Origin of the sequence: Streptomyces sp. ICC4 (assembly GCF_003287915.1) — a bacterium.
Classification (GTDB): Bacteria; Actinomycetota; Actinomycetes; order Streptomycetales; family Streptomycetaceae; genus Streptomyces; species Streptomyces tritrimontium.
Genome location: NZ_CP030286.1, coordinates 4,224,380 through 4,245,351 on the forward strand (window position 1 = coordinate 4,224,380; position 20,972 = coordinate 4,245,351).

A 20,972-nucleotide genomic window follows, 5' to 3' on the forward strand; every position below is an offset into this window, starting at 1 on the left:
GTCAGAGCTTCTTGGCCTCGGCGGCCTTGCCGTCGGCCACCGGCTCGGCATCCTCGGGCTCGGTGTCCTCGGGCGCAGTGTCCTCAGGCCCGGCGGCCTTCGCTTCGGCTCCGGAGTCGGCCCCGGCGTCCTCGGTTCCACCGGACTTCGCCTCGGCAGCGTCTCCGGCCGCGCCGTCCTCGGTCGGGGTGTCCCCGTCCTTGGCGCCGGCCACGGCGTCAGCACCCGGCTCGACGACCTCCTCGCGGCCCGGCCGCAGCTTCGCCGACAGCACCAGGTAGATCACGGCCAGCACGAAGACCACGATCGAGGTCCACACGTTGAGCCGCAGGCCCAGGATGTGGTGGGCCTCGTCGACCCGCATGTACTCGATCCAGCCGCGCCCGACGCAGTAGGCGGCGACGTACAGGGCGAACGCCCGCCCGTGTCCGAGCGTGAAGCGCCGGTCGGCCCAGATCACCAGCAGGGCGACACCGACGCACCAGAGCGACTCGTAGAGGAAGGTCGGGTGGTAGGTGCCCGCGACCCGGTTCGGTCCGTCGGTGATCTCCACCGCCCACGGCAGGTCGGTGGCGCGGCCGTACAGCTCCTGGTTGAACCAGTTGCCCCAGCGTCCACAGGCCTGGGCCAGCGCGATGCCGGGGGCCAGGGCGTCGGCCCAGGCCGGCAGCGGGATGCCGCGCAGCCTGCAGCCGATCCAGGCACCCACGGCGCCGAGGGCGATCGCGCCCCAGATGCCGAGGCCGCCCTGCCAGATCTTGAGTGCGTCGACCCAGTTCCGGCCTTCGCCGAAGTAGAGCTGGTAGTCGGTGATCACGTGGTAGAGGCGACCGCCGACCAGGCCGAACGGCACCGCCCACACGGCGATGTCCGCGACCGTGCCCGGCTTTCCGCCGCGGGCGACCCACCGCTTGTTGCCGAGCCAGACGGCGACGAAGACGCCGATGATGATGCAGAACGCGTAGCCGCGCAGCGGGATCGGCCCGAGTTGGAGCACGCCCGTCGACGGACTGGGAATGAAGGCAAGGTTCATGGCAAGACCCGACGCTACCTTGCCGGACGGTGGGGACCGCAACCCGTCCGGCAAGCTGCTGCCGAATCGAGACGGCCGTCAGCGGTCCATGACCATCCCCGAGTGGTCCGGGGACCGGTCCGAGGAGCCCGTCCCGCCGGAGGCCGCACGGCCGGCCGAGCGCGCCGAAGCGGAGGAGGACGGCGCCGAGGGGGAGGACGAGCGGGCGGACGAGGCCTTCGCCGAGCCCGAAGCGGACGGCGAAGCGGACGCGGACGGGGACGGGGAAGCGGACGTCTTCGCGCCGCCGGGGCCGCCCTTGCCGGCCGCCTCCACCTTCTCCTTGAGCTTCTGCGGGGTCAGCGGGTTGGCCTGGTCCGCGAAGATGTCCTTGCCGTCGAGCAGCACGGTCGGGGTGCCGCGGAACTTGCCGGTGCGGAAGGCGTCCTGCGACTTCTTCACCCAGCTGTCGTGCGTGCCGTCCTCGACGCAGGTGCGGAAGGCCGGAGTGTCCAGCCCGTCGACCTTGGCGGCGAGCTCCAGCAGCTTCGCGTTCTTCCCGTAGGCGTCATCGGTCTCCTCTGGCTGGTTCTCGAAGAGGACGTCGTGGTACGGGGCGAACTTTCCGGCGTCCTGCGCGCAGGCCGCCGCGTTGGCGCTCTTGAGCGAGCCGCTGCCGCCCATGTTCCCGTCGATCAGGGTGACCAGGTGGTACTCGACCTTGAGGAGCCCCTTGGCCTCCAGCTCGTGGACGGTGTCCCGGTAGTTGGTCTCGAAGGCCTTGCAGGCCGGGCAGCGGAAGTCCTCCCACACGGTCAGCGTGGAGGGGGCCTCGGCCTTGCCGGTCTGGATGGCGAGCGCGTCGGTTCCGGTGGCCCCGGAGGGCGCGACCAGCGGGCCGCCCTTGGCGGACGAGCCGCCCTTGCCCGTGTTCGCCGCGATCAGGCCGACGACGGCCGCCAGGCCGAGTACGCCGACCACCGCCGCCGACACGACGAGGGTCCGCCGGCGCTTGTCCTTGGCCTTCTGCCGCTCGCGCTCCAGCTGGAGTCGCTCGCGGGCCGATCGTTTCGTCGCATCGCGGTTCGCACCGTCGTTCATGTCGCTCACGTTCGGCCAAACGAAGCAGGGAGGCACTCTCGTGCCTCCCTGCCCCCACTTCCACCCGATCGGGCTACGGAACCCGCTCAGGGGTCCGTGTTGTCGATCGAACGCGACCCGGCCGGAGCCGCGTCGTCAGCTCCTGCGGACGCCCTCCGCGAGCTCGCCCGCCAGTGCCTTCACGGCGGCCAGCCCGGCGGGCAGGTCCGGCGCGTCCAGCAGCAGCTTCACGAAGGCGGAGCCGACGATCACCCCGTCGGCGAAGCCGGCGACCTCCTTGGCCTGGGCGGCGTTGGAGACTCCGAGGCCGACGCAGACCGGCAGTTCGCTGGTGGCGCGGGTGCGGCGGACCAGGTCGGCCGCCTGGTTGCCGACCGACTCGCGGGTGCCGGTGACACCCATGAGGGACGCGGCGTAGACGAAGCCGGAGCCGGCCGCCGTGATGGTGGCCAGGCGCTCGTCCTTGCTGCTGGGGGCCACGACGAAGACGGTCGCGAGACCGTGCTTGGCCGCGTGCTCGCGCCACAGCGCGGACTCCTGGACCGGCAGGTCGGGCAGGATGCAGCCCGCGCCGCCGGCCGCGGCGAGCTCGGCGGTGAACCGCTCGACGCCGTAGCGGTCGATGGGGTTCCAGTACGTCATGACCAGGATCGGGGCGCCGGTCGCCTCGTGCGCCTCGCGGACGGTGCGCAGCGTGTCGGCGATCTTGACCCCGCCGCGCAGGGCGATGTCGTCGGCGGTCTGGATGATCGCGCCGTCCAGGACCGGGTCGCTGTGCGGGAGGCCGATCTCGACGATGTCGGCGCCGCCGGCGATGACGGCCTTGACGGCCTCGATGGCCCCGTCCACGGTCGGGAAGCCCGCCGGGAGGTAGGCGACGAGGGCCGCGCGGTCCTCGGACTTCGCCTTGGCGAGCGTGGCCGAGAGGAGTTCGATGGTGCCGCTCACTTGGTCTCCCCCTCGGAGGCGTCGGCGTCGTACAGGTCGAAGTAGCGGGCGGCGGTGTCCATGTCCTTGTCGCCGCGGCCGGACAGGTTGACGACGAGCAGCCCGTCCTTGCCCAGTTCCTTGCCGAGGTCCAGCGCGCCCGCGAGGGCGTGCGCCGACTCGATGGCCGGGATGATGCCCTCGGTGCGCGAGAGCAGCCGCAGCGCCTGCATCGCCTGGTCGTCGGTGACCGCGCGGTACTCGGCGCGGCCCGCGTCCTTGAGGTACGAGTGCTCCGGGCCGATGCCCGGGTAGTCCAGGCCGGCCGAGATCGAGTACGGCTCGGTGATCTGGCCCTCCTCGTCCTGCAGGACGTAGGAGCGCGATCCGTGCAGGATGCCGGGCTCTCCGACGGTCAGGGTGGCCGCGTGCTCGCCGGTCTCCACGCCGTGCCCGGCGGGCTCGAAGCCGACCAGGCGGACCCCGGCGTCCGGGATGAAGGCGTGGAAGAGGCCGATGGCGTTGGAGCCGCCGCCGACGCAGGCGGCGACGGCGTCGGGCAGGCGGCCGGCGCGCTCCAGGATCTGGCGGCGGGCCTCGACCCCGATGACGCGGTGGAAGTCGCGGACCATGGCCGGGAAGGGGTGGGGGCCGGCGACCGTGCCGAAGAGGTAGTGGGTGCGGTCCACGTTGGCGACCCAGTCGCGGAACGCCTCGTTGATGGCGTCCTTGAGGGTCCGGGAGCCGGACTTCACCGCGATGACCTCGGCGCCCAGCATGCGCATGCGGGCGACGTTCAGCGCCTGGCGCTGGGTGTCGATCTCGCCCATGTAGATGACGCATTCGAGGCCGAAGAGGGCGCAGGCGGTGGCGGTGGCCACGCCGTGCTGGCCGGCGCCGGTCTCGGCGATGACGCGGGTCTTGCCCATGCGCTTGGTGAGCAGCGCCTGACCCAGCACGTTGTTGATCTTGTGCGAGCCGGTGTGGTTCAGGTCCTCGCGCTTGAGGAAGATCCGCGCGCCGCCGGCGTGCTCGGCGAACCGCGCCACCTCGGTGAGGGAGCTGGGGCGGCCGGTGTAGTTGACCATCAGGTCGTTGAGCTCGGCCGCGAAGGCCGGGTCGCCCTTGGCCTTCTCGTACTCGACGGCGACCTCGTCCACGGCGGCGACGAGCGCCTCCGGGATGAACTTGCCGCCGAAGTCGCCGAAGTAGCCCTCGGCGTTCGGGATGTGACCCTCGGGGTCCGGGATGAAGAAACTGCTGGCGCTGGACATGCCCAGGTACTCCTACGGATGCGACGCGGATGTCTTCACCGTATTGCGCCGCCCGCCCGCGGAGCGCACACCCCGCTGGGGCGCGTGCGACGTGCGGTACGGGGCGGCCCGCGCCGGAGCCGGCGGCTCGGGCGGCAGGCCGTGAGGGGGCGACCGACGGGCGCGGTGTACGACGTACACCGTTCGGGGCGGCCTCCTTACGACGCGACTCCGGGTCGCCATCGCATGCCGTTGACCTGGCCGGGCTCGGAGCCGATCACGTACCGGACCCGCCGCCCGTGCACGCGCCGGGCCGGGGCGCGGCAGCCGCGGGGGCGGCAGCCGCGCGCCAGGGGCGCGTGCGCCGTCGGCACTCCGGCCAGGCGCGAGCCGGGCCGGGTGCGGACGGAGGGGCGGTCGTTGACCATGGGTGCGGGTCAGCTCCGCCCGTGGCGCAGGGCGGGGTGCGCACCGGCGGCGACGAGGTCGGCCACGGCCGCCTTCGGGTCGCGGCCGGTCACCAGGGACTCCCCGACGAGGACGGCGTCCGCGCCCTCGTTGGCGTAGGCGATCAGGTCGTGGGGCCCGCGGATGCCGGATTCGGCGACCTTGACGATGTGGGCCGGGATCTCGCCGACGATCCGCTCGAAAGTGGAGCGGTCGACCTTGAGGTCCTTCAGGTTGCGGGCGTTGACGCCGATGATCTTGGCGCCCGCCGCGACCGCACGCTCGATCTCCTCCTCGTCGTGGACCTCGACGAGCGGGGTGAGGCCGATGGACTCGGCCCGCTCGATGAGGGAGACGAGGGCCTCCTGCTCCAGGGCCGCGACGATCAGCAGCACGAGGTCGGCGCCGTAGGCGCGGGCCTCCCACAGCTGGTACGCCGTGACGATGAAGTCCTTGCGCAGGATCGGGATGTCCACGCGGGCGCGGACGGCCTCCAGGTCGGCCAGCGAGCCGCCGAAACGGCGCTGCTCGGTGAGGACCGAGATGATGGCCGCACCGCCCGCCTCGTAGTCGGCGGCGAGCGCGGCCGGATCCGCGATGGCTGCCAGCGCACCCTTTGACGGGCTGGAGCGCTTGACCTCGCAGATCACCTTGACGCTGTCGCCGCGCAGGGCAGCGACGCCGTCCTTGGCCTGGGGCGCCTTGGCGGCACGCTCCTTGAGCTCGTCGAGGCTGACGCGAGCCTGCCGTTCGGCAAGGTCTTCGCGGACCCCTTCGATGATCTCGTCGAGCACACTCACGCGAGCGGCCCCCTTCCGGGTCGATGACGGTCGGCCGCCTTGCAGACACGTACAACTGCAAGGTCAGCACTTCAAATGGTATCCGCAGGACGCCTTGCCCTCCGCACGCGGTTGACGGCGTCCCATTGGGTGGACATGTGGAATCGCACCTTCACCCGCAGGTCAGGGGGCCAGGAAGGACCCCAGAGGGAGGTTGCGGACCACCGAGAAGACGAGGGCCACCGCACCGATCCCCCACCAGTACGCGGGCTTCACGGCGAACCTGGGGCCCGGTCGGCCGCGCACCGCGCGCACCAGCCACAGCACCATGAATCCCGCGAAGACGAAGTAGCCGGCGACCGCCAGGGCATTCGCCCCGAGAGCCGTCACCAGATCGCCGTGGGCGAACGCGTGCGCGCTGCGCAGCCCGCCGCACCCGGGGCACAGGACCCCGGACAGCCGGAACAGCGGGCAGACCGGGTAGTGGCCGGGCTCGTTCGGATCCACGGTGCCCACGTACGCGAGGGCCGCGGCGGCCCCGGCCAGGGTGAGCGCCGGGGCGGCCAGCCGCCGGACCCGGGAGACGGGCGCGGCGGGCTCCGCGGGCGCCGGGGACGGCACCGGCGGCGCGAGGTCGGAAGTGCGAGAGGCGTCCACCTGCTGATTCTCTCCGCTCATGACAAAAGGCGCAGCCCGACGGGCCGCGCCTTTCGAAACCCGCGCCCGGATCAGACCTTGGCGGCGAGGCGGTTCGCCGCGATGACCTCGGAAAGGTCGGTGTGGGTGGCCTTCGGCGCACCCATGCCCGCGGCCCTCATCGCCATGCCCACGACACCGCCGAGCACGACGACGACGAGGCCGGCCCAGAAGCCCAGCGGGTTCGCCAGCACCATGAAGGCGCCGGAGACGCAGAAGCCGATGAAGGCGATGATGACACCGGTCCAGGCGGCCGGGGTGTGTCCGTGGCTAGTGCCCGCCATGAGTTGCTCCTCGTACTCGGGGGTGCTCTGTCGCACGCCGCACGTGCTGTGTCGAACGCTCGGTGGTCATTGTCCCGCACCAGGTGGCAGCGGAGTTCACGGGGTCCGTCCGGCCGTCCCGGTCGGGTCCCCGGGCCGGTCCGGGGGTGCGGGTCCCTAGAGGCCCTTGTCCCGGCCGGTCGGGTCCTCGCCCCGGTCCAGAGCCTTCCACAAGTCCTCGGGCCGGTCCGGGTCCACCACGGCCGTCTTTCGGGGCCGGGCGGTGCCGTCGCGCTCGTAGCGGCCGCCCATGGCGGGCCAGGCGCGGCCGAACCGCAGGGCCAGCAGCCCCGCCAGCAGGATCAGCGCCGCTCCGGCGGCCGTCACGTAGGGCCACGCCGTCTGGGTCAGGCCGGCCACGTGCGCGGCGGTGTCGGCCGTCGTACGGGCCGCCTCCGCGTCCAGGGCCCGGCGCCCGTCGGCGTTGGCCAGCGCGGCCGCTCCCGCGCCCAGGCCGCTCAGCGCCAGCAGCGCCGACACCAGCAGCCGGCTCTTGCCCCGGACGGCGAAGACGGCCACCAGGGCCGCCAGGCCCACGATGGCCAGGGCGGCCGGCAGGCCGGTGACGGCCCGCCCGTCGGCGCTCAGCGGCAGCGAGCCGCCGCCGACGGCGGCCACGCCCCGGGCCCAGACGCGGCCGGAGGCGAGCAGGACGACGGTGGCACCGAGCGTGCCGAGCAGCAGGGCGACGGCCACACTGCGGCGGCCGGCCCCCTGGTCCCTCCCGGTATCGGGATCGGGTCCGGGGGCGGCGTCGGAAGGGTCGGTTCGGGGCTGGGGCACGGCACTCACGCACCCCACTATCCCCTACCCGCTCAGGCGCCGTGGAGGCGGTTCGCCGCTCCCACCGCGCGCAGCACCGCGGCGGCCTTGTTGCGGCACTCGGCGTCCTCCAGCTCGGGCACCGAGTCCGCGACGACCCCGGCGCCCGCCTGGACGTACGCCTTCCCGTCGCGCAGCAGCGCGGTGCGGATGGCGATGGCGGTGTCGGAGTCCCCGGCGAAGTCGAGGTAGCCGACGCAGCCCCCGTACAGACCGCGGCGGGTGGGCTCCAGCTCCTCGATGATCTGCATGGCGCGCGGCTTGGGCGCGCCGGACAGGGTGCCGGCCGGGAAGCAGGCGGTGAGCACGTCGAAGGCGGTCTTGCCCTCGGCGACGCGGCCCGTCACCGTGGAGACGATGTGCATGACGTGCGAGTACCGCTCGATGCTCATGAAGTCGACGACCTCGACGGAGCCCGGCTCGCAGACCCGGCCCAGGTCGTTGCGGCCCAGGTCGACGAGCATGAGGTGCTCGGCACGCTCCTTGGGGTCCGCCAGCAGCTCTTCGGCGAGGTCGTTGTCCTGCTGCGGGGTGGCGCCCCGGTGCCGGGTGCCGGCGATGGGGTGGACCATGGCCCGGCCGTCCTCGACCTTGACCAGCGCCTCGGGGCTGGACCCGACCACGTCGAAGCCGTTCTCGAAGCGGAAGAGGTACATGTACGGGGACGGGTTGGTGGCCCGCAGCACCCGGTACACGTCGAGCGCGGAGGCCTTGCAGGGGGTCTCGAACCGCTGCGAGGGCACCACCTGGAAGGCCTCGCCGGCCCGGATCCGCTCCTTGACCTCCTCGACGGCGGCCTGGTACTTCTCGCCGCCCCAGAGGGCGGAGAACTCCGGGAGTTCCGCGTCGGGCAGCGGCATCGGGGCGTACGGGGCGGGCCGCGCGAGGTCGGCCTCCATCGCGTCGAGCCGGGCGACGGCGTCCGCGTGCGCCTCGTCGACGCCCGCGTCGAGGTCGTTGTGGTTGATCGCGTTGGCGATGAGCAGGACGGTGCCGTCCCAGTGGTCCAGGACCGCCAGGTCCGAGGTGAGCAGCATCGTCAGCTCGGGCAGCCGCAGATCGTCCTCGGTGTGCTCGCCGATCCGCTCCAGGCGGCGCACGATGTCGTAGCCGAGGTAGCCGACCATGCCGCCGGTGAAGGGCGGCATGCCGGAGGACAGGTCGCGGGGGGTGTGCAGGGCCTCCACGGTCTGCCGCAGGGCCTCCAGGGGGTCGCCCGAGGTGGGGACGCCGACGGGCGGCGTGCCGATCCAGTGGGCCTGGCCGTCCCGGACGGTCAGGGTGGAGGCGCTGCGGACGCCGACGAAGGAGTAGCGCGACCAGGAGCGGCCGTTCTCCGCGGACTCCAGCAGAAACGTCCCAGGACGTTCGGCGGCCAGCTTGCGGTAGAGCCCGACGGGCGTGTCCCCGTCCGCCAGCAGCTTGCGGCTCACGGGGATGACGCGGCGGTCGGCCGCGAGCTTGCGGAACGTCTCAAGATCCATTGCGTGGCACCTTACCTATTCGGCTTCGGCCGTGGGGCCGGCGGAACCGGCCAGGGGCAGGACGTCCGCATCGAAACACGTCCGGGCGCCGGTGTGGCAGGCCGCCCCCACCTGGTCCACCCGAACGAGCAGGGTGTCGGCGTCGCAGTCGAGCGCGACGGACTTCACGTGCTGGAAGTGGCCGGAGGTGTCGCCCTTCACCCAGTACTCCCGGCGGCTGCGCGACCAGTACGTGCAGCGGCCGGTGGTCAGGGTGCGGTGCAGGGCCTCGTCGTCCATCCAGCCGAGCATGAGCACCTCACCGGTGTCGTACTGCTGGGCGATGGCCGGGACCAGACCGTCCGCGGAGCGCTTGAGGCGGGCGGCGATGGCGGGATCGAGGGAGGACGTACTCATGGACGCCATTGTGCCGCGCCCGGGGAGCGGTCAAGGATCCCTGTCCGCCTGATGAGCAGCCACGGGCCGGGTCCCGGCCGTAGGCTGGCCGCCATGTCTACCCATGCGAAGCGCGAACGACTGCTGCTGGCGGACCTGTTGGAATCGGCCGGACCGGAGGCGCCGACGCTGTGCGACGGCTGGCGGACCCGGGAGCTCGCCGCCCACGTGGTGGTCCGGGAGCGCCGCCCCGACGCGGCGGGCGGGCTGCTGCTGAACGTTCTGAAGGGCCGCCTGGACAAGGCGATGGAGGAGTACGCGGCCAAGCCGTACGAGGAGCTCGTCCAGCTGCTCCGCACCGGGCCGCCGAAGCTGTCGGTGTACTCGCTGAAGCAGATCGACGAGGTCGCGAACGCGGTGGAGTTCTACGTCCACGCCGAGGACGTGCGCCGCGCTCAGCCGGACTGGTCCCCGCGGACCCTGGACCCGGTCTTCTCCGACTCCCTGTGGTCCCGGCTGGAGAAGCTGTCCCGGCTGGCGGGCCGCCGCTCCCCGGTGGGCCTGGTGCTGCGCCGTCCGAACGGCCAGACGGCGGTGGCCCACAAGGGCGCGCCGGTGGTGACGGTGACCGGCGAACCGGGCGAGCTGACCCTGTTCTGCTTCGGCCGGCAGGCTTCGGCGGCGGTGGAACTGGACGGCCCGAAGGAGGCCGTCGCGAAGCTCACGGTGGCCCAGCTCGGCATCTGATCCCTCCCGGCCCCGCACCACGCGGACGGTGGCGGTGGCGGTGGCGGCACCCCGACGGGCGCGTCGACGAGGAATCAGGCGAAGGCCAGCTCCGCGCGGCGGACGGCGGGGGCGCAGGTGCCGACGATCGCCCCCGCCATGCTCACCGCGGCCCCCGCGAGGAAGACCGGGGTCACCCCCCACAGCCCGGCGGCGAAGCCGAACACGGGGTACGCCAGCGGAGCCAGCCCGACCGCCGTGAAGGCCATCACCGAACTGACCCGCCCCAGGTACGCGGGGTCCGTCGCCGTCTGGATCAGCGCGACGGCCAGCCCGCCGCAGATCCCGCAGACCAGCCCCGTCAGCACCGCCAGCGCGACCGCGACGGCCAGGTTCGGTGCCAGGACCAGCGCGCCGATGCCCGCCGAGCCGACGATCAGGGTGAGGTTCTGGACCGCCCCGGCCCGGGGGAACCTCGGGATCAGGGTCAGCAGCAGCGCGCTCGCCGCCGCGCCGACGCCCATGCCGCCGACGATCCAGCCGACCCCGGCCGGCCCCCAGCCGCGGTCCCCCGCGACCAGGATCAGCCCCAGCGTCATCGGGGCGGACGTGCCCAGCTGGCTCAGCGCCCCGGACAGCACCAGGGGCCCTATCAGGCCGTGCCCGCGGATGTACCCGATCCCCGAGCGCAGCTGCTGCCAGGGCGTCTCGGAACTCCCCCAGTCGGGGGCGGCGGCGGGGCCGGCCGACGGGGAGATGCGTACCGCCAGCAGCAGCACCAGCGAGAGCCCGAACAGCGCCGAAGCCACCCCGAAGGCCGCCGCCGGTCCGCCGAGGCCCATCGCCAGCCCCGCCACGGGCGGCCCGGCGGTGTGGCCGACGCGTTCGGCCAGGCTGCGCAGGCCCTGGACCCGTACCAGCTGCCCGCGGGCGGCGATCCGCGGCGGCAGGGCCCCCACGGCCGGCATGAACAGCGCGTCCACGACGCCGAAGACCAGGGCGACCAGGACCAGCGCCCACAGGCCCGGGGAGGTGAGGGCGGCCAGCAGGGCCAGGCCCAGGATCACCGCGCAGCGCACGGCGTCCGAGGAGATGACGACCAGCCGCGGGCCGAACCGGTCGGCGACGACCCCGCCGCCCAGCATGAGCAGCGCGCGCGGCACCGCGCCGACGGCCATGACCAGGCCGACCTCGGCCGGGCCGGCCGTCTGGGCCGCCGCCCAGCCGAGGGCGAGGAAGTAGACGCCGCCCCCGACGAGCGACGACCCGTAGGCGGCGAGCCAGCGCAGCACGTTGGCGTCGCGCCACACGCTGCGGCCGGCCCCGGCCCCGACCCGGGCCCCGGCCCCGGTCGCGGTTCCGCCCCCGGCTTCGCCGTTGCCCTTGACGTTCCCGTTCAACCCGCCCCCAGGGAAAACCTCAGCGGACCGGGTGGCCCGCCTCGCGCAGCGCGTCCTTGACCTGCCCGATGCGCAGGTCGCCGAAGTGGAACACCGACGCCGCGAGCACCGCGTCGGCGCCCGCCGCGATCGCCGGCGGGAAGTGCGCGAGGGTGCCCGCGCCGCCCGAGGCGATCACCGGGACCGTGACGTGCTTGCGCACGGCCGCGATCATCTCGGTGTCGTAGCCGTCCTTGGTACCGTCCGCGTCCATCGAGTTCAACAGGATTTCCCCGGCGCCCAGTTCGGCCGCCCGGTGGGCCCACTCGACGGCGTCGATGCCGGCGCTGCGCCGGCCGCCGTGGGTGGTCACCTCGAACGAACCGGACTCCGTGCGGCGCGCGTCCACGGACAGGACGAGCACCTGCCGGCCGAAGCGCTCCGCGATCTCCTGGATGAGCTCGGGCCGGGCGATGGCGGCGGTGTTCACGCCGACCTTGTCGGCGCCGGCCCTCAGCAGCTTGTCCACGTCGTCGGCGGTGCGTACCCCGCCGCCCACGGTCAGCGGGATGAAGACCTGCTCGGCGGTGCGGCGCACCACGTCGTAGGTGGTCTCGCGGTTCCCGGAGGAAGCGGTGATGTCGAGGAAGGTCAGCTCGTCGGCGCCTTCGGCGTCGTAGAGCTTGGCCATCTCGACCGGGTCGCCGGCGTCGCGCAGGTTCTGGAAGTTGACGCCCTTGACGACCCGGCCGTTGTCGACGTCCAGGCAGGGGATCACCCGTACGGCGAGGGTCATGCGGAGCCTCCGGCGACGGGGCCGAAGGCCTCGACCTCCACCTCGACGACCATGCTCGGGTCGACGAACCCGTTGACGATGATCATCGTCGCGGCGGGGCGGACCTTGTCGAAGAGCTCCTTGTGGGCGCGGCCGACCTCGTCCACGTCCCGGGCGTGCGTGAGGTAGAGGCGGGTGCGGACCACGTGCTCGGGGCCGAGCCCGGCCTTCTCCAGGGCCTTGAAGGCCACGTCGAAGGCCTTCATGGCCTGGTCGTACGGGCCGCCCGCGTCGGCCCCGGTGCAGCCGGAGACCAGGACCAGGCCGGTGGGGAGCTGCACGGCGCGCGAGTAGCCGAGGACGTCCTCGTACGGACCGCCGGAGGAGATGCGCCGGACGTCTGAATTGTTCTCGGAACTCATGCGGAGACCACCTTCAGGGCTTCTTCGAGCGTGAACGCCTTGGCGTACAGGGCCTTGCCTACGATCGCGCCCTCGACGCCGGCCCCGACCAGGCCGGCCAGTGCGCGCAGGTCGTCGAGGGAGGAGATGCCGCCGGAGGCGACGACGGGCCGGTCGGTGGCGGCGCAGACGTCTCTCAGCAGCTCCAGGTTGGGGCCGGTGAGGGTGCCGTCCTTGCCGATGTCGGTGACGACGTACCGGGCGCAGCCCTCGGAGTCCAGGCGGGCGAGGGTCTCGTAGAGGTCCCCGCCCTCGCTGGTCCAGCCGCGGCCCTTGAGGGTGGTGCCGCGCACGTCGAGGCCGACCGCGATCTTGTCGCCGTGCTCGGCGATGGCCTTGGCGGCCCACTCGGGGGTCTCCAGGGCGGCGGTGCCGAGGTTGACGCGGGTGCAGCCGGTGGCGAGGGCCGCGGCGAGCGTGGCGTCGTCGCGGATGCCGCCGGACAGCTCGACCTTGATGTCCATGGCGCCGGTGATCTCGGCGACGAGCGCGCGGTTGTCACCGGTGCCGAAGGCGGCGTCGAGGTCGACCAGGTGCAGCCACTCGGCGCCGGAGGCCTGCCAGGCGAGGGCGGCCTGGAGCGGGGAGCCGTAGGAGGTCTCGCTGCCGGAGACGCCGTGGACGAGGCGGACGGCCTGGCCGTCCCGCACGTCCACCGCGGGAAGCAGCTCGAGCTTCTTCGAGGTCGTCATCACAGGGTCTCGATCCAGTTGGTGAGGAGCTGGGCGCCGGCGTCCCCGGACTTCTCGGGGTGGAACTGGGTGGCCCACAGGGCCCCGTTCTCCACCGCCGCGACGAACCGCTCGCCGTGCGTGGCCCACGTGACCTTGGGGGCCTTGATCAGCGGGTTGGTGACTTCCAGGGACCAGTCGTGGGCCGCGTAGGAGTGCACGAAGTAGAAGCGGGCGTCCTCGTCCAGGCCGGCGAAGGCCTGGCTGTCGGCCGGCGCCTCGACGGTGTTCCAGCCCATGTGGGGGACGATCGGGGCCTTGAGCGGGCCGACCGTGCCGGGCCACTCGTCGAGGCCTTCGGTCTCCACGCCGTGCTCGATGCCGCGCTCGAAGAGGATCTGCATGCCGACGCAGATGCCCATGACCGGGCGGCCGCCGGAGAGCCGGCGGCCGATGATCCAGTCGCCGCGCGCCTCCTTCAGCCCCTTCATGCAGGCGGAGTAGGCGCCGACGCCGGGGACGAGGAGCCCGTCGGCGTCCATGGCCCGGTCGTAGTCGCGGGTGATCTCCACGTCCGCGCCCGCGCGCGCGAGCGCGCGCTCGGCGGAGCGGACGTTGCCGAAGCCGTAGTCGAAGACGACGACCTTCTTGGTGGCCCTTTTGCCCATTGAGGGGTGTATGGCACTCACTCCCAAATTCCCTGGATCCGCAGGACTCCGGCGACCAGGCACATCACGGAGCCGAAGGCGAGCAGGACGACGACCGACTTGGGCATCTGCTGCTTCTGGAAGGAGTAGACGCCGCCGGCCAGGAAGAGGCCGAGGACGATCAGGATCGTGTTGAGCCCGTTCACGCTAGAGGGCGCCCTTCGTGGAAGGCAGGATCCCGGCCGCGCGGGTGTCGAATTCGGCGGCGTAGCGCAGGGCCCGGGCCAGCGCCTTGAACTGGCACTCCACGATGTGGTGGGCGTTGCGCCCGTACGGCACGTGGATGTGCAGGGCGATCTGGGCCTGCGCGACGAAGGACTCGAAGATGTGCCGGGTCATCGTCGTGTCGTACGTGCCGATCATCGGCGCCATGTTCTCGGGCTCGGTGTGCACGAGGTAGGGGCGGCCGGACAGGTCGACGGTCACCTGCGCGAGGGACTCGTCGAGCGGCACGGTGCAGTTGCCGAAGCGGTAGATGCCCACCTTGTCGCCGAGGGCCTGCTTGAAGGCGGCGCCGAGCGCGAGCGCGCTGTCCTCGATGGTGTGGTGGCTGTCGATGTGCAGGTCGCCCTCGGTCTTGACCGTGAGGTCGAAGAGGCCGTGGCGGCCGAGCTGGTCGAGCATGTGGTCGTAGAAGCCCACGCCCGTCGAGACGTCGACCTTGCCCGTGCCGTCGAGGTTTATCTCGACGAGGACCGAGGTCTCCTTGGTGGTCCGTTCGACCCGTCCGATGCGGCTCATGCGTGCTGCTCCTTCTTCAGTGCGCGAACCGCTTCCAGGAACGCGTCGTTCTCGGCGGGGGTGCCCGCGGTGACCCGCAGCCATCCCGGTACGCCGTTGTCCCGGACCAGGACGCCCCGGTCGAGGATCTTCTGCCAGGCGGTGTGGGAATTCTCGAACCGGCCGAACTGCACGAAGTTCGAGTCGGAGTCGGTGACCTCGAAGCCGATGCCCCGCAGCTCGGCGACCAGGCGGTCGCGCTCGGCCTTGAGCTGCTCGACGTAGCCGAGCAGGGTGTCGGTGAACTCCAGGGCGGCCAGCGCGGTCGCCTGGGTGACGGCCGACAGGTGGTACGGCAGCCGTACGAGCTGGACCGCGTCGACCACGGCCGGGTGCGCGGCCAGGTAGCCCAGGCGCAGGCCGGCCGCGCCGAAGGCCTTGGACATGGTCCGGGAGACCACCAGGTTCGGGCGGCCCTCGATCAGCGGCAGCAGCGAGTCCCGGTGACTGAACTCCACGTAGGCCTCGTCGACGATGACCAGGCTGGGCCCGGCCTCCTGCGCGGCCTCGTAGAGGGCCAGGACCGTCTCCGCCCCGACCGCGGTGCCCGTGGGGTTGTTGGGCGAGGTGATGAAGACGACGTTGGGCTTGTGGGCGGCGATCGCCTGCTCGGCGGCCTCCACGTCGATGGTGAAGTCCTCGCGGCGCGGTCCGGAGATCCAGTCCGTGCCGGTGCCGCGCGCGATCAGCGCGTGCATCGAGTACGAGGGCTCGAAGCCGATCGCGGTGCGCCCGGGCCCGCCGAAGGTCTGCAGCAACTGCTGGAGGACCTCGTTGGAGCCGTTGGCGGCCCACACGTTCTCCCGCGCGACCGGGTGCTTGCCGGTACGGGTGAGGTAGGCGGCCAGCTCGGTGCGCAGCTCGACCGCGTCCCGGTCGGGGTAGCGGTTGAGGGTGCGGGCGGCCTCGGCGACGCGCTCGGCGATGCGGCTGACAATCGCCTCGGGCAGCCCGTACGGGTTCTCGTTGGTGTTCAGCTGGACGGGCACGTCGAGCTGCGGGGCGCCGTACGGGGTCTTGCCGCGCAGCTCGTCCCGGATGGGGAGGTCGTCGATGCCGATGTCCACTGTCTCCGCGCTCACTGCTGGGGAACCTTCCATCCGAAGCGCGCCTTGAGGGCGGCGCCGTGCGCGGGCAGGTCCTCGGCCTCGGCGAGCGTCACCACGTGGTGGGTGACCTCGGCGAGGGCGTCCCGCGTGTAGTCGACGATGTGGATGCCGCGCAGGAAGGACTGCACGGACAGGCCGGAGGAGTGGCAGGCGCAGCCGCCGGTGGGCAGCACGTGGTTGGAGCCGGCGCAGTAGTCGCCGAGGGAGACCGGGGACCACGGGCCGACGAAGATCGCGCCGGCGTTGCGCACGCGGGCGGCCCAGGCGGCCGCGTCGGCCGTCTGGATCTCCAGGTGCTCGGCGCCGTAGGCGTCGACGACCTTGAGGCCGTCCTCCAGGGTGTCGACCAGCACGATCGCGGACTGCCGGCCGGCCAGCGCGGGCTTGATCCGGTCCTCGATGTGCTTGGTCGCCGCGACCTGCGGCTCCAGCTCCTTCTCGACGGCGGCCGCGAGCTCCTCGCTGTCCGTCACCAGCACGGCGGCGGCCAGCGGGTCGTGCTCGGCCTGGCTGATCAGGTCGGCGGCGACGTGGACCGGATCGGCCGTGGAGTCCGCGAGGACCGCGATCTCGGTCGGTCCGGCCTCGGTGTCGATGCCGATCTTGCCGGTGAAGTAGCGCTTGGCGGCGGCGACCCAGATGTTGCCGGGGCCGGTCACCATGTTCGCCGGTGCGCATTCCTCCGTGCCGTACGCGAACATCGCGACGGCCTGGGCGCCGCCGGCCGCGTACACCTCGTCGACGCCGAGCAGCGCGCAGGCCGCGAGGATCGTCGGGTGCGGCAGGCCGTCGAACTCCGCCTGCGGCGGGGAGGAGAGCGCGATCGACTCGACGCCCGCCTCCTGGGCCGGTACGACGTTCATGACGACGGAGGACGGGTACACCGAGCGGCCGCCCGGGGCGTACAGCCCCACGCGCTCCACCGGAACCCACTTCTCGGTCACCGTTCCGCCGGGGACCACCTGGGTGGTGTGCTCGGTGCGGCGCTGGTTGCGGTGGACGATCCGGGCGCGCCGGATCGACTCCTCGAGGGCGGCGCGGACGGCCGGGTCGAGCTCGTCGAGAGCGGTCTTGATGGCCTCTACCGGGACCCTGACCTGCTCGAGCTTCACTCCGTCGAACTTCTGCGCGTACTCGATCAGCGCCGCCGTCCCACGATGATGGACGTCCTCGCAGATGGGCCGCACCTTGTCCAGGGCGGCTTCCACGTCGAACTCGGCACGGGGCAGCAGATCGCGCAGGGCGCCGCCCTCGGGGAGGGCGTCACCGCGCAGGTCGATACGAGAGATCACCTGCCAATTCTCTCAGACCGCCTCGCGCGACCGTTCGCCTGTATCACTGGCTGATACACGCCCCGGGCGTTCCCGGATGTCACGGCGGCCGTTTAGCGTTCGCGTACACGCGGTGCCATCCGTCGTGACAGCGGAGGGGGGCCGCCATGGCCGAAGCGCGCGCGGGCGAGGAACCGGCCGATCTCACCGGCCCCGAACAGCGCATGTGGAGCGCGTACCGCACCGGTAGCGTCTGCGATCTGAGCTCCCGCGCCGCGAACCGGGACGATCCGCACGCCGACACGGTCTGGGGCCCCGAGCGCAGTGTCCGCGCCCGGGTGGTGGCGCTCCTGCTGCTGCACGGGCCGGGACCGGTGCCGGGCCGGGTGGCCTCGCTGAAACTGCGCGGGGTGCGGATCACCGGCCGCCTCGACCTGTCCGGGGGCACGGTCGCCCCGTACGTGGAGCTGCAGTCCTGCCGCTTCGACGGCGAGGTGCAGCTCTCCGAGACCCGTTTCGGCACCCTGCGCCTGGTGAACTGCGCGATACCCCGGCTGGACGCGGCCCGCCTGCACACCGAGGGCGACCTGCACCTGCGGCGCTGCCGGGTGGCGCGGGGCATCCGGCTGACCGACGCGCAGATCGGCACGGACCTGCTGATCAGCGAGGCGGTGGTGCAGCGGGACAGCAAGGGCCGGGCGCTGGCCGCGGACGGGATGTCGGTGGCGCAGGACTTCCAGGGGGAGCTGCTCGAGACGTACGGGGAGGTGAGCCTGCGCGGCGCCAAGGTCGGCGTGTCGATGAACCTGCGCGGGGCCCGCCTGCGCAATCCGGACGGGCGCCGCGCGCTCAACGCCCCGCAGCTCACCGTCGAGCGGACCCTGTACCTGACCTCGATCGCGCTGGACTACGCGCGGGGCGACTCCGACTCCTCCACGCCGCCGTACGGGTTCGGCCGGACCCCCGCCCGGGGCCTGCGGGCGCAGCACTTCGAGTGCCGGGGCGGCCTGCGCCTGGACGACGGCCGCTTCGGGGACGCCGTCGACTTCTACGGGGCCCGGTTCACCCTCACGGATGACCAGGAGGTCTCGCTGCGCCGCATCCACACCCCGGAGCTGCGGTTCGTGGGCGAGCGGCCGGAGCTGGGGCGGGTGGTGCTGTCGGGGGCCCGCGTGGTCAAGCTCGTGGACGCCTCCACGAGCTGGCCGGGCCCGGGCCGGGTCTCGATGGAGGGTTTCGGCTACGAGAGCCTCGCGCCCCGGGGGCACTTCCCGCTCGCCCGGCGGCTGGAGTGGGTCGAGGCGGCCACCCCCGAGTACTCCCCCGAGCCGTACGAGCGGCTCGCCGCGGTGCTGCGCGCCTCGGGGGAGGACGCGGACGCCCGGGAGGTGCTGCTGGCCAAGCAGCGGAGGCGGCGCACGACGCTGCCGCCGGCGCTGCGGGCGTGGGGGTACCTCCAGGACTGGACGGTGGTCTACGGCTACCGGCCGGGGCGGGCCGCTCTGTGGATGGCCGTCCTGTGGGCGGCGGGCGCGGTCGTCTTCCACCTGCACGGCCAGCCCGCGGCGATCAAGGCGGACGAGCATCCGGCCTGGAACGCCTCCCTGTACGCCCTGGACCTGCTGCTTCCGGTGATCGACCTCGGGCAGCAGGACCAGTGGAACCAGACGGGCGGCTGGCAGTGGGGGGCGGCGGCGCTGGTCATCGTGGGCTGGATCCTGGCCACGACGGTGGCGGCGGGCGCGTCCCGCCTGCTGAGGCGGGGGTGACGTCGGGGCTGTCCCGGGGCTGTCCCGGGGATCAGGGCCGGGTCCGCCCCGTTCCCTGGGACACGCCCCGCGCCCCGCGGCCATTACCCTGTGCCTCGTGACCACCGTTCGCCTGCCACTCTTCCCGCTGAACTCGGTGCTGTTCCCGGGACTCGTCCTCCCGCTGAACATCTTCGAGGAGCGTTATCGCGCCATGATGCGCGAGCTGCTGAAGGCGGGCGACGACGAGCCGCGCCGTTTCGCGGTCGTGGCGATCCGCGACGGCCGGGAGGTCGCCCCGACCGCGCCCGGCCTGCCGGACCAGACCTCCCTGCCCGAGCGCGGCCCGACCGCGGGCTTCGGCGCGGACCCGGTCCAGGCCTTCCACCGGGTGGGCTGCATCGCGGACGCGGCCTCGATCCGGGAGCGGGAGGACGGCAGCTTCGAGGTGATGGCGACCGGCACGATCCGGGTGCGCCTGCTGTCGGTCGACGCGTCGGGTCCGTACCTGGTGGCGGAGCTGGAGGAACTTCCGGAGGACTCGGGCGAGGGCGCGGGCGCGCTGGCCGAGGGCGTGCTGCGGGCGTTCCGGAACTACCAGAAGCGCCTGGCGGGGGCCCGTGAGCGGTCCCTGACGAGCATGGACCTGCCCGACGAGCCGTCCGTGGTCTCGTACCTGGTCGCGGCGGCGGCGGTGCTGGACATCCCGGCGAAGCAGCGCCTGCTCCAGGCCCCGGACACGGCGACCCGCCTCGCGGAGGAGCTGAAGCTGCTGCGCGCGGAGACGGCCGTCATCCGCCACCTCCCCTCGCTCCCGGCCGTGGACCTGACCCGCGCCCCGACGAGCCCGAACTGACGCGTCCGACGGAGGACCGATGGCGAAGAAGAAACCCGCGGGCACCCCGGCGATCGTGGCCCTGACTGCGGCCGGCGCCGATTTCACCGTCCACGCCTACGACCACGACCCGGCGCACCCGTCCTACGGCGAGGAGGCCGCGCAGGCCCTGGGGGTCTCCGCGGCGCGGGTCTTCAAGACCCTGCTCGCCGATGTGGACGGCTCGCTGGTGGTGGCGGTGGTGCCGGTCTCCGGCAGCCTCGACCTGAAGGCCCTGGCCTCGGCCGTGGGCGGCAAGCGGGCGGCGATGGCCGACCCCGCCCTGGCGGAGCGCACCACGGGCTACGTGCTGGGCGGGATCTCCCCGCTGGGGCAGCGCAAGCGGCTGCGGACGGTCCTGGACGCCTCGGCCGAGCAGTTCGCGACGATCTGCGTGTCGGCGGGCCGGCGCGGCCTGGAGGTCGAGCTCGCGCCCTCGGCGCTCACCGGCCTGACGGCGGCCGCGCTCGCCCCGATCGCCCGCGCGTAGCCCCGTCCCCCGGTCAGGGGCGCGGGGGCTCCGGCGCCGAGGGTCCCGCCGGCTGGTCCTGCGGGCCGGCGGCGGAGCCGTGGACACCGGGAGCACCGGGAGCGCCCGGGGCCGCATCGGATCCGGGTGCGGCGGGCGCGGCGTAGTACCCCGCGGCGGGCCAGGACACCGACATCGCCGGTGCGGGCTCGCGCGGCCCCCACAGGGCCGTCAGCGCCAGGTGGACGATCACCGCGACCATCGGCCAGACGAGCAGGGTCCCGTGCGCCATCAGTTCCAGCGGGGCGTCGAAGGGGACCGACTTGCCCACCCGCCGGGCGACCGCCACGACGTCCGGGGACGGGCCCAGCCACAGGCCCACGCGCCAGCCCACCAGCGCGGCGAAGGCCGAACCGGCCGCGAGCCCGACGACCTGCGGGACTCCCCCGCGCCGGCGCCACAGGAAGACGGCGACCGCGCTGAGCACACCGAAGCCGGCGGACAGCAGGAAGAACGTCGCGTCGGCCCCGATGCGCGCCTCGCTCTCGGTGTTCCGCAAGAACACGGCCTCCCCGTTCGAGACGAGCTGCACGCGCGGCGCCAGCCACGCCCACAGCACACCGAGCAGGACCCCGGCCACGCCCAGGACCAGGGCGATGGCGGCCCCGTCGCGGATGTCGGCCGGGGAGAGCACCGGCTCGGGCGAGGACTCAGGGAAAGGCGAAGGCGACGACAGCGGCGGCTGGTCGGCCTTGTCATAAGGGGTCACGGCTTCGGTCACCC

At 72.9% G+C, this 20,972-nt stretch carries 25 protein-coding genes; 4 read left to right on the plus strand and 21 right to left on the minus strand.

All coding sequences use genetic code 11. The features are described 5' to 3' along the window. Position 1 precedes the first annotated feature (1 nt). The 11 genes from lgt to hisI form a co-directional block, all read right to left on the minus strand. A complete protein-coding gene (gene lgt, locus DRB89_RS19595; protein WP_112449561.1) occupies positions 2-1,033 on the minus strand; it encodes a prolipoprotein diacylglyceryl transferase in 1,032 nt (343 codons plus the stop codon). A 78-nt stretch (positions 1,034-1,111) separates the two neighbouring features. After that, positions 1,112-2,113, minus strand: coding sequence for a thioredoxin domain-containing protein (locus tag DRB89_RS19600; protein WP_112449560.1), 1,002 nt, complete (start codon positions 2,111-2,113; stop codon positions 1,112-1,114). A gap of 135 nt (positions 2,114-2,248) precedes the next feature. Continuing rightward, positions 2,249-3,061, minus strand: a complete 813-nt coding sequence (trpA, locus tag DRB89_RS19605) for a tryptophan synthase subunit alpha (RefSeq protein ID WP_112449559.1) — start codon at positions 3,059-3,061, stop codon at positions 2,249-2,251. Then, positions 3,058-4,314, minus strand: coding sequence for a tryptophan synthase subunit beta (gene trpB / locus DRB89_RS19610; protein WP_112449558.1), 1,257 nt, complete (start codon positions 4,312-4,314; stop codon positions 3,058-3,060). The genes trpA and trpB overlap by 4 nt, the downstream gene beginning before the upstream one ends. 197 nt (positions 4,315-4,511) lie before the next feature. Further along, complete coding sequence (locus DRB89_RS19615) at positions 4,512-4,721, minus strand: tryptophan synthase subunit(beta) (protein WP_112449557.1); 210 nt, start codon at positions 4,719-4,721, stop codon at positions 4,512-4,514. Between the two features lie 9 nt (positions 4,722-4,730). Continuing rightward, positions 4,731-5,540 carry an indole-3-glycerol phosphate synthase TrpC gene (gene trpC / locus DRB89_RS19620; protein ID WP_112449556.1) on the minus strand — a complete coding sequence of 270 codons (810 nt, stop codon included), beginning with the start codon at positions 5,538-5,540 and terminating at the stop codon, positions 4,731-4,733. Positions 5,541-5,702: 162 nt separating this feature from the next. Further along, positions 5,703-6,197 carry a DUF2752 domain-containing protein gene (locus tag DRB89_RS19625; protein ID WP_112449555.1) on the minus strand — a complete coding sequence of 165 codons (495 nt, stop codon included), beginning with the start codon at positions 6,195-6,197 and terminating at the stop codon, positions 5,703-5,705. 50 nt (positions 6,198-6,247) lie between these two features. Then, the gene (locus tag DRB89_RS19630) at positions 6,248-6,499 is read right to left on the minus strand and encodes an HGxxPAAW family protein (RefSeq protein ID WP_112449554.1); all 252 of its coding nucleotides are present in this window, start codon (positions 6,497-6,499) and stop codon (positions 6,248-6,250) included. A gap of 156 nt (positions 6,500-6,655) precedes the next feature. Continuing rightward, the gene (locus DRB89_RS19635; RefSeq protein ID WP_112449553.1) at positions 6,656-7,330 is read right to left on the minus strand and encodes a TIGR02234 family membrane protein; all 675 of its coding nucleotides are present in this window, start codon (positions 7,328-7,330) and stop codon (positions 6,656-6,658) included. Between the two features lie 23 nt (positions 7,331-7,353). Further along, positions 7,354-8,844 (minus strand): anthranilate synthase component I, encoded by a 1,491-nt coding sequence (locus DRB89_RS19640; RefSeq protein WP_112449552.1) that lies wholly within the window; start codon positions 8,842-8,844, stop codon positions 7,354-7,356. Positions 8,845-8,859: 15 nt separating this feature from the next. Continuing rightward, the gene (hisI, locus tag DRB89_RS19645; protein ID WP_112449551.1) at positions 8,860-9,249 is read right to left on the minus strand and encodes a phosphoribosyl-AMP cyclohydrolase; all 390 of its coding nucleotides are present in this window, start codon (positions 9,247-9,249) and stop codon (positions 8,860-8,862) included. An 84-nt stretch (positions 9,250-9,333) separates the two neighbouring features. On the opposite strand from hisI, the gene DRB89_RS19650 reads away from it, so the two are divergent. Next, positions 9,334-9,966, plus strand: coding sequence for a TIGR03085 family metal-binding protein (locus DRB89_RS19650; RefSeq protein WP_112453551.1), 633 nt, complete (start codon positions 9,334-9,336; stop codon positions 9,964-9,966). Between the two features lie 74 nt (positions 9,967-10,040). Here DRB89_RS19650 and DRB89_RS19655 read toward each other — a convergent pair whose 3' ends face one another. The 9 genes from DRB89_RS19655 to hisD are packed head-to-tail and all read right to left on the minus strand — an operon-like array spanning position 10,041 to position 17,119. Continuing rightward, positions 10,041-11,345, minus strand: coding sequence for an MFS transporter (locus DRB89_RS19655; protein ID WP_239516234.1), 1,305 nt, complete (start codon positions 11,343-11,345; stop codon positions 10,041-10,043). A gap of 19 nt (positions 11,346-11,364) precedes the next feature. After that, entirely contained in the window at positions 11,365-12,120 is a 756-nt protein-coding gene (gene hisF, locus DRB89_RS19660) for an imidazole glycerol phosphate synthase subunit HisF (protein WP_112449550.1), read from the minus strand. Continuing rightward, the gene (locus tag DRB89_RS19665; RefSeq protein WP_112449549.1) at positions 12,117-12,521 is read right to left on the minus strand and encodes a RidA family protein; all 405 of its coding nucleotides are present in this window, start codon (positions 12,519-12,521) and stop codon (positions 12,117-12,119) included. Before DRB89_RS19665 ends, hisF begins: the two co-directional genes overlap by 4 nt. Continuing rightward, entirely contained in the window at positions 12,518-13,252 is a 735-nt protein-coding gene (priA, locus tag DRB89_RS19670) for a bifunctional 1-(5-phosphoribosyl)-5-((5-phosphoribosylamino)methylideneamino)imidazole-4-carboxamide isomerase/phosphoribosylanthranilate isomerase PriA (RefSeq protein ID WP_112449548.1), read from the minus strand. Before priA ends, DRB89_RS19665 begins: the two co-directional genes overlap by 4 nt. Then, positions 13,252-13,899 (minus strand): imidazole glycerol phosphate synthase subunit HisH, encoded by a 648-nt coding sequence (hisH, locus tag DRB89_RS19675; protein WP_112449547.1) that lies wholly within the window; start codon positions 13,897-13,899, stop codon positions 13,252-13,254. Before hisH ends, priA begins: the two co-directional genes overlap by 1 nt. 17 nt (positions 13,900-13,916) lie before the next feature. Next, positions 13,917-14,084 (minus strand): hypothetical protein, encoded by a 168-nt coding sequence (locus tag DRB89_RS43750; RefSeq protein WP_204357772.1) that lies wholly within the window; start codon positions 14,082-14,084, stop codon positions 13,917-13,919. 1 nt (position 14,085) lies between these two features. Then, entirely contained in the window at positions 14,086-14,679 is a 594-nt protein-coding gene (gene hisB / locus DRB89_RS19680) for an imidazoleglycerol-phosphate dehydratase HisB (RefSeq protein ID WP_112449546.1), read from the minus strand. Beyond that, the gene (locus DRB89_RS19685; protein ID WP_239516235.1) at positions 14,676-15,800 is read right to left on the minus strand and encodes a histidinol-phosphate transaminase; all 1,125 of its coding nucleotides are present in this window, start codon (positions 15,798-15,800) and stop codon (positions 14,676-14,678) included. The genes hisB and DRB89_RS19685 overlap by 4 nt, the downstream gene beginning before the upstream one ends. After that, positions 15,797-17,119 (minus strand): histidinol dehydrogenase, encoded by a 1,323-nt coding sequence (gene hisD, locus DRB89_RS19690; RefSeq protein ID WP_112449544.1) that lies wholly within the window; start codon positions 17,117-17,119, stop codon positions 15,797-15,799. The genes DRB89_RS19685 and hisD overlap by 4 nt, the downstream gene beginning before the upstream one ends. A gap of 146 nt (positions 17,120-17,265) precedes the next feature. Here hisD and DRB89_RS19695 point away from each other — a divergent pair, with 146 nt between their 5' ends. From DRB89_RS19695 to ybaK, 3 genes are all read left to right on the plus strand, one after another. Continuing rightward, positions 17,266-18,867, plus strand: coding sequence for an oxidoreductase (locus DRB89_RS19695; RefSeq protein WP_112449543.1), 1,602 nt, complete (start codon positions 17,266-17,268; stop codon positions 18,865-18,867). Positions 18,868-18,964: 97 nt separating this feature from the next. Further along, positions 18,965-19,702: an LON peptidase substrate-binding domain-containing protein gene (locus DRB89_RS19700; protein ID WP_112449542.1), complete on the plus strand. Its 738-nt coding sequence runs from the start codon at positions 18,965-18,967 to the stop codon at positions 19,700-19,702. 19 nt (positions 19,703-19,721) lie between these two features. Continuing rightward, positions 19,722-20,210: a Cys-tRNA(Pro) deacylase gene (ybaK, locus tag DRB89_RS19705; protein ID WP_112449541.1), complete on the plus strand. Its 489-nt coding sequence runs from the start codon at positions 19,722-19,724 to the stop codon at positions 20,208-20,210. Between the two features lie 13 nt (positions 20,211-20,223). On the opposite strand, the gene DRB89_RS19710 is transcribed toward ybaK, so the two are convergent. Next, positions 20,224-20,970 (minus strand): hypothetical protein, encoded by a 747-nt coding sequence (locus DRB89_RS19710; protein WP_204357771.1) that lies wholly within the window; start codon positions 20,968-20,970, stop codon positions 20,224-20,226. Between the last annotated feature and the right edge of the window lie 2 nt (positions 20,971-20,972).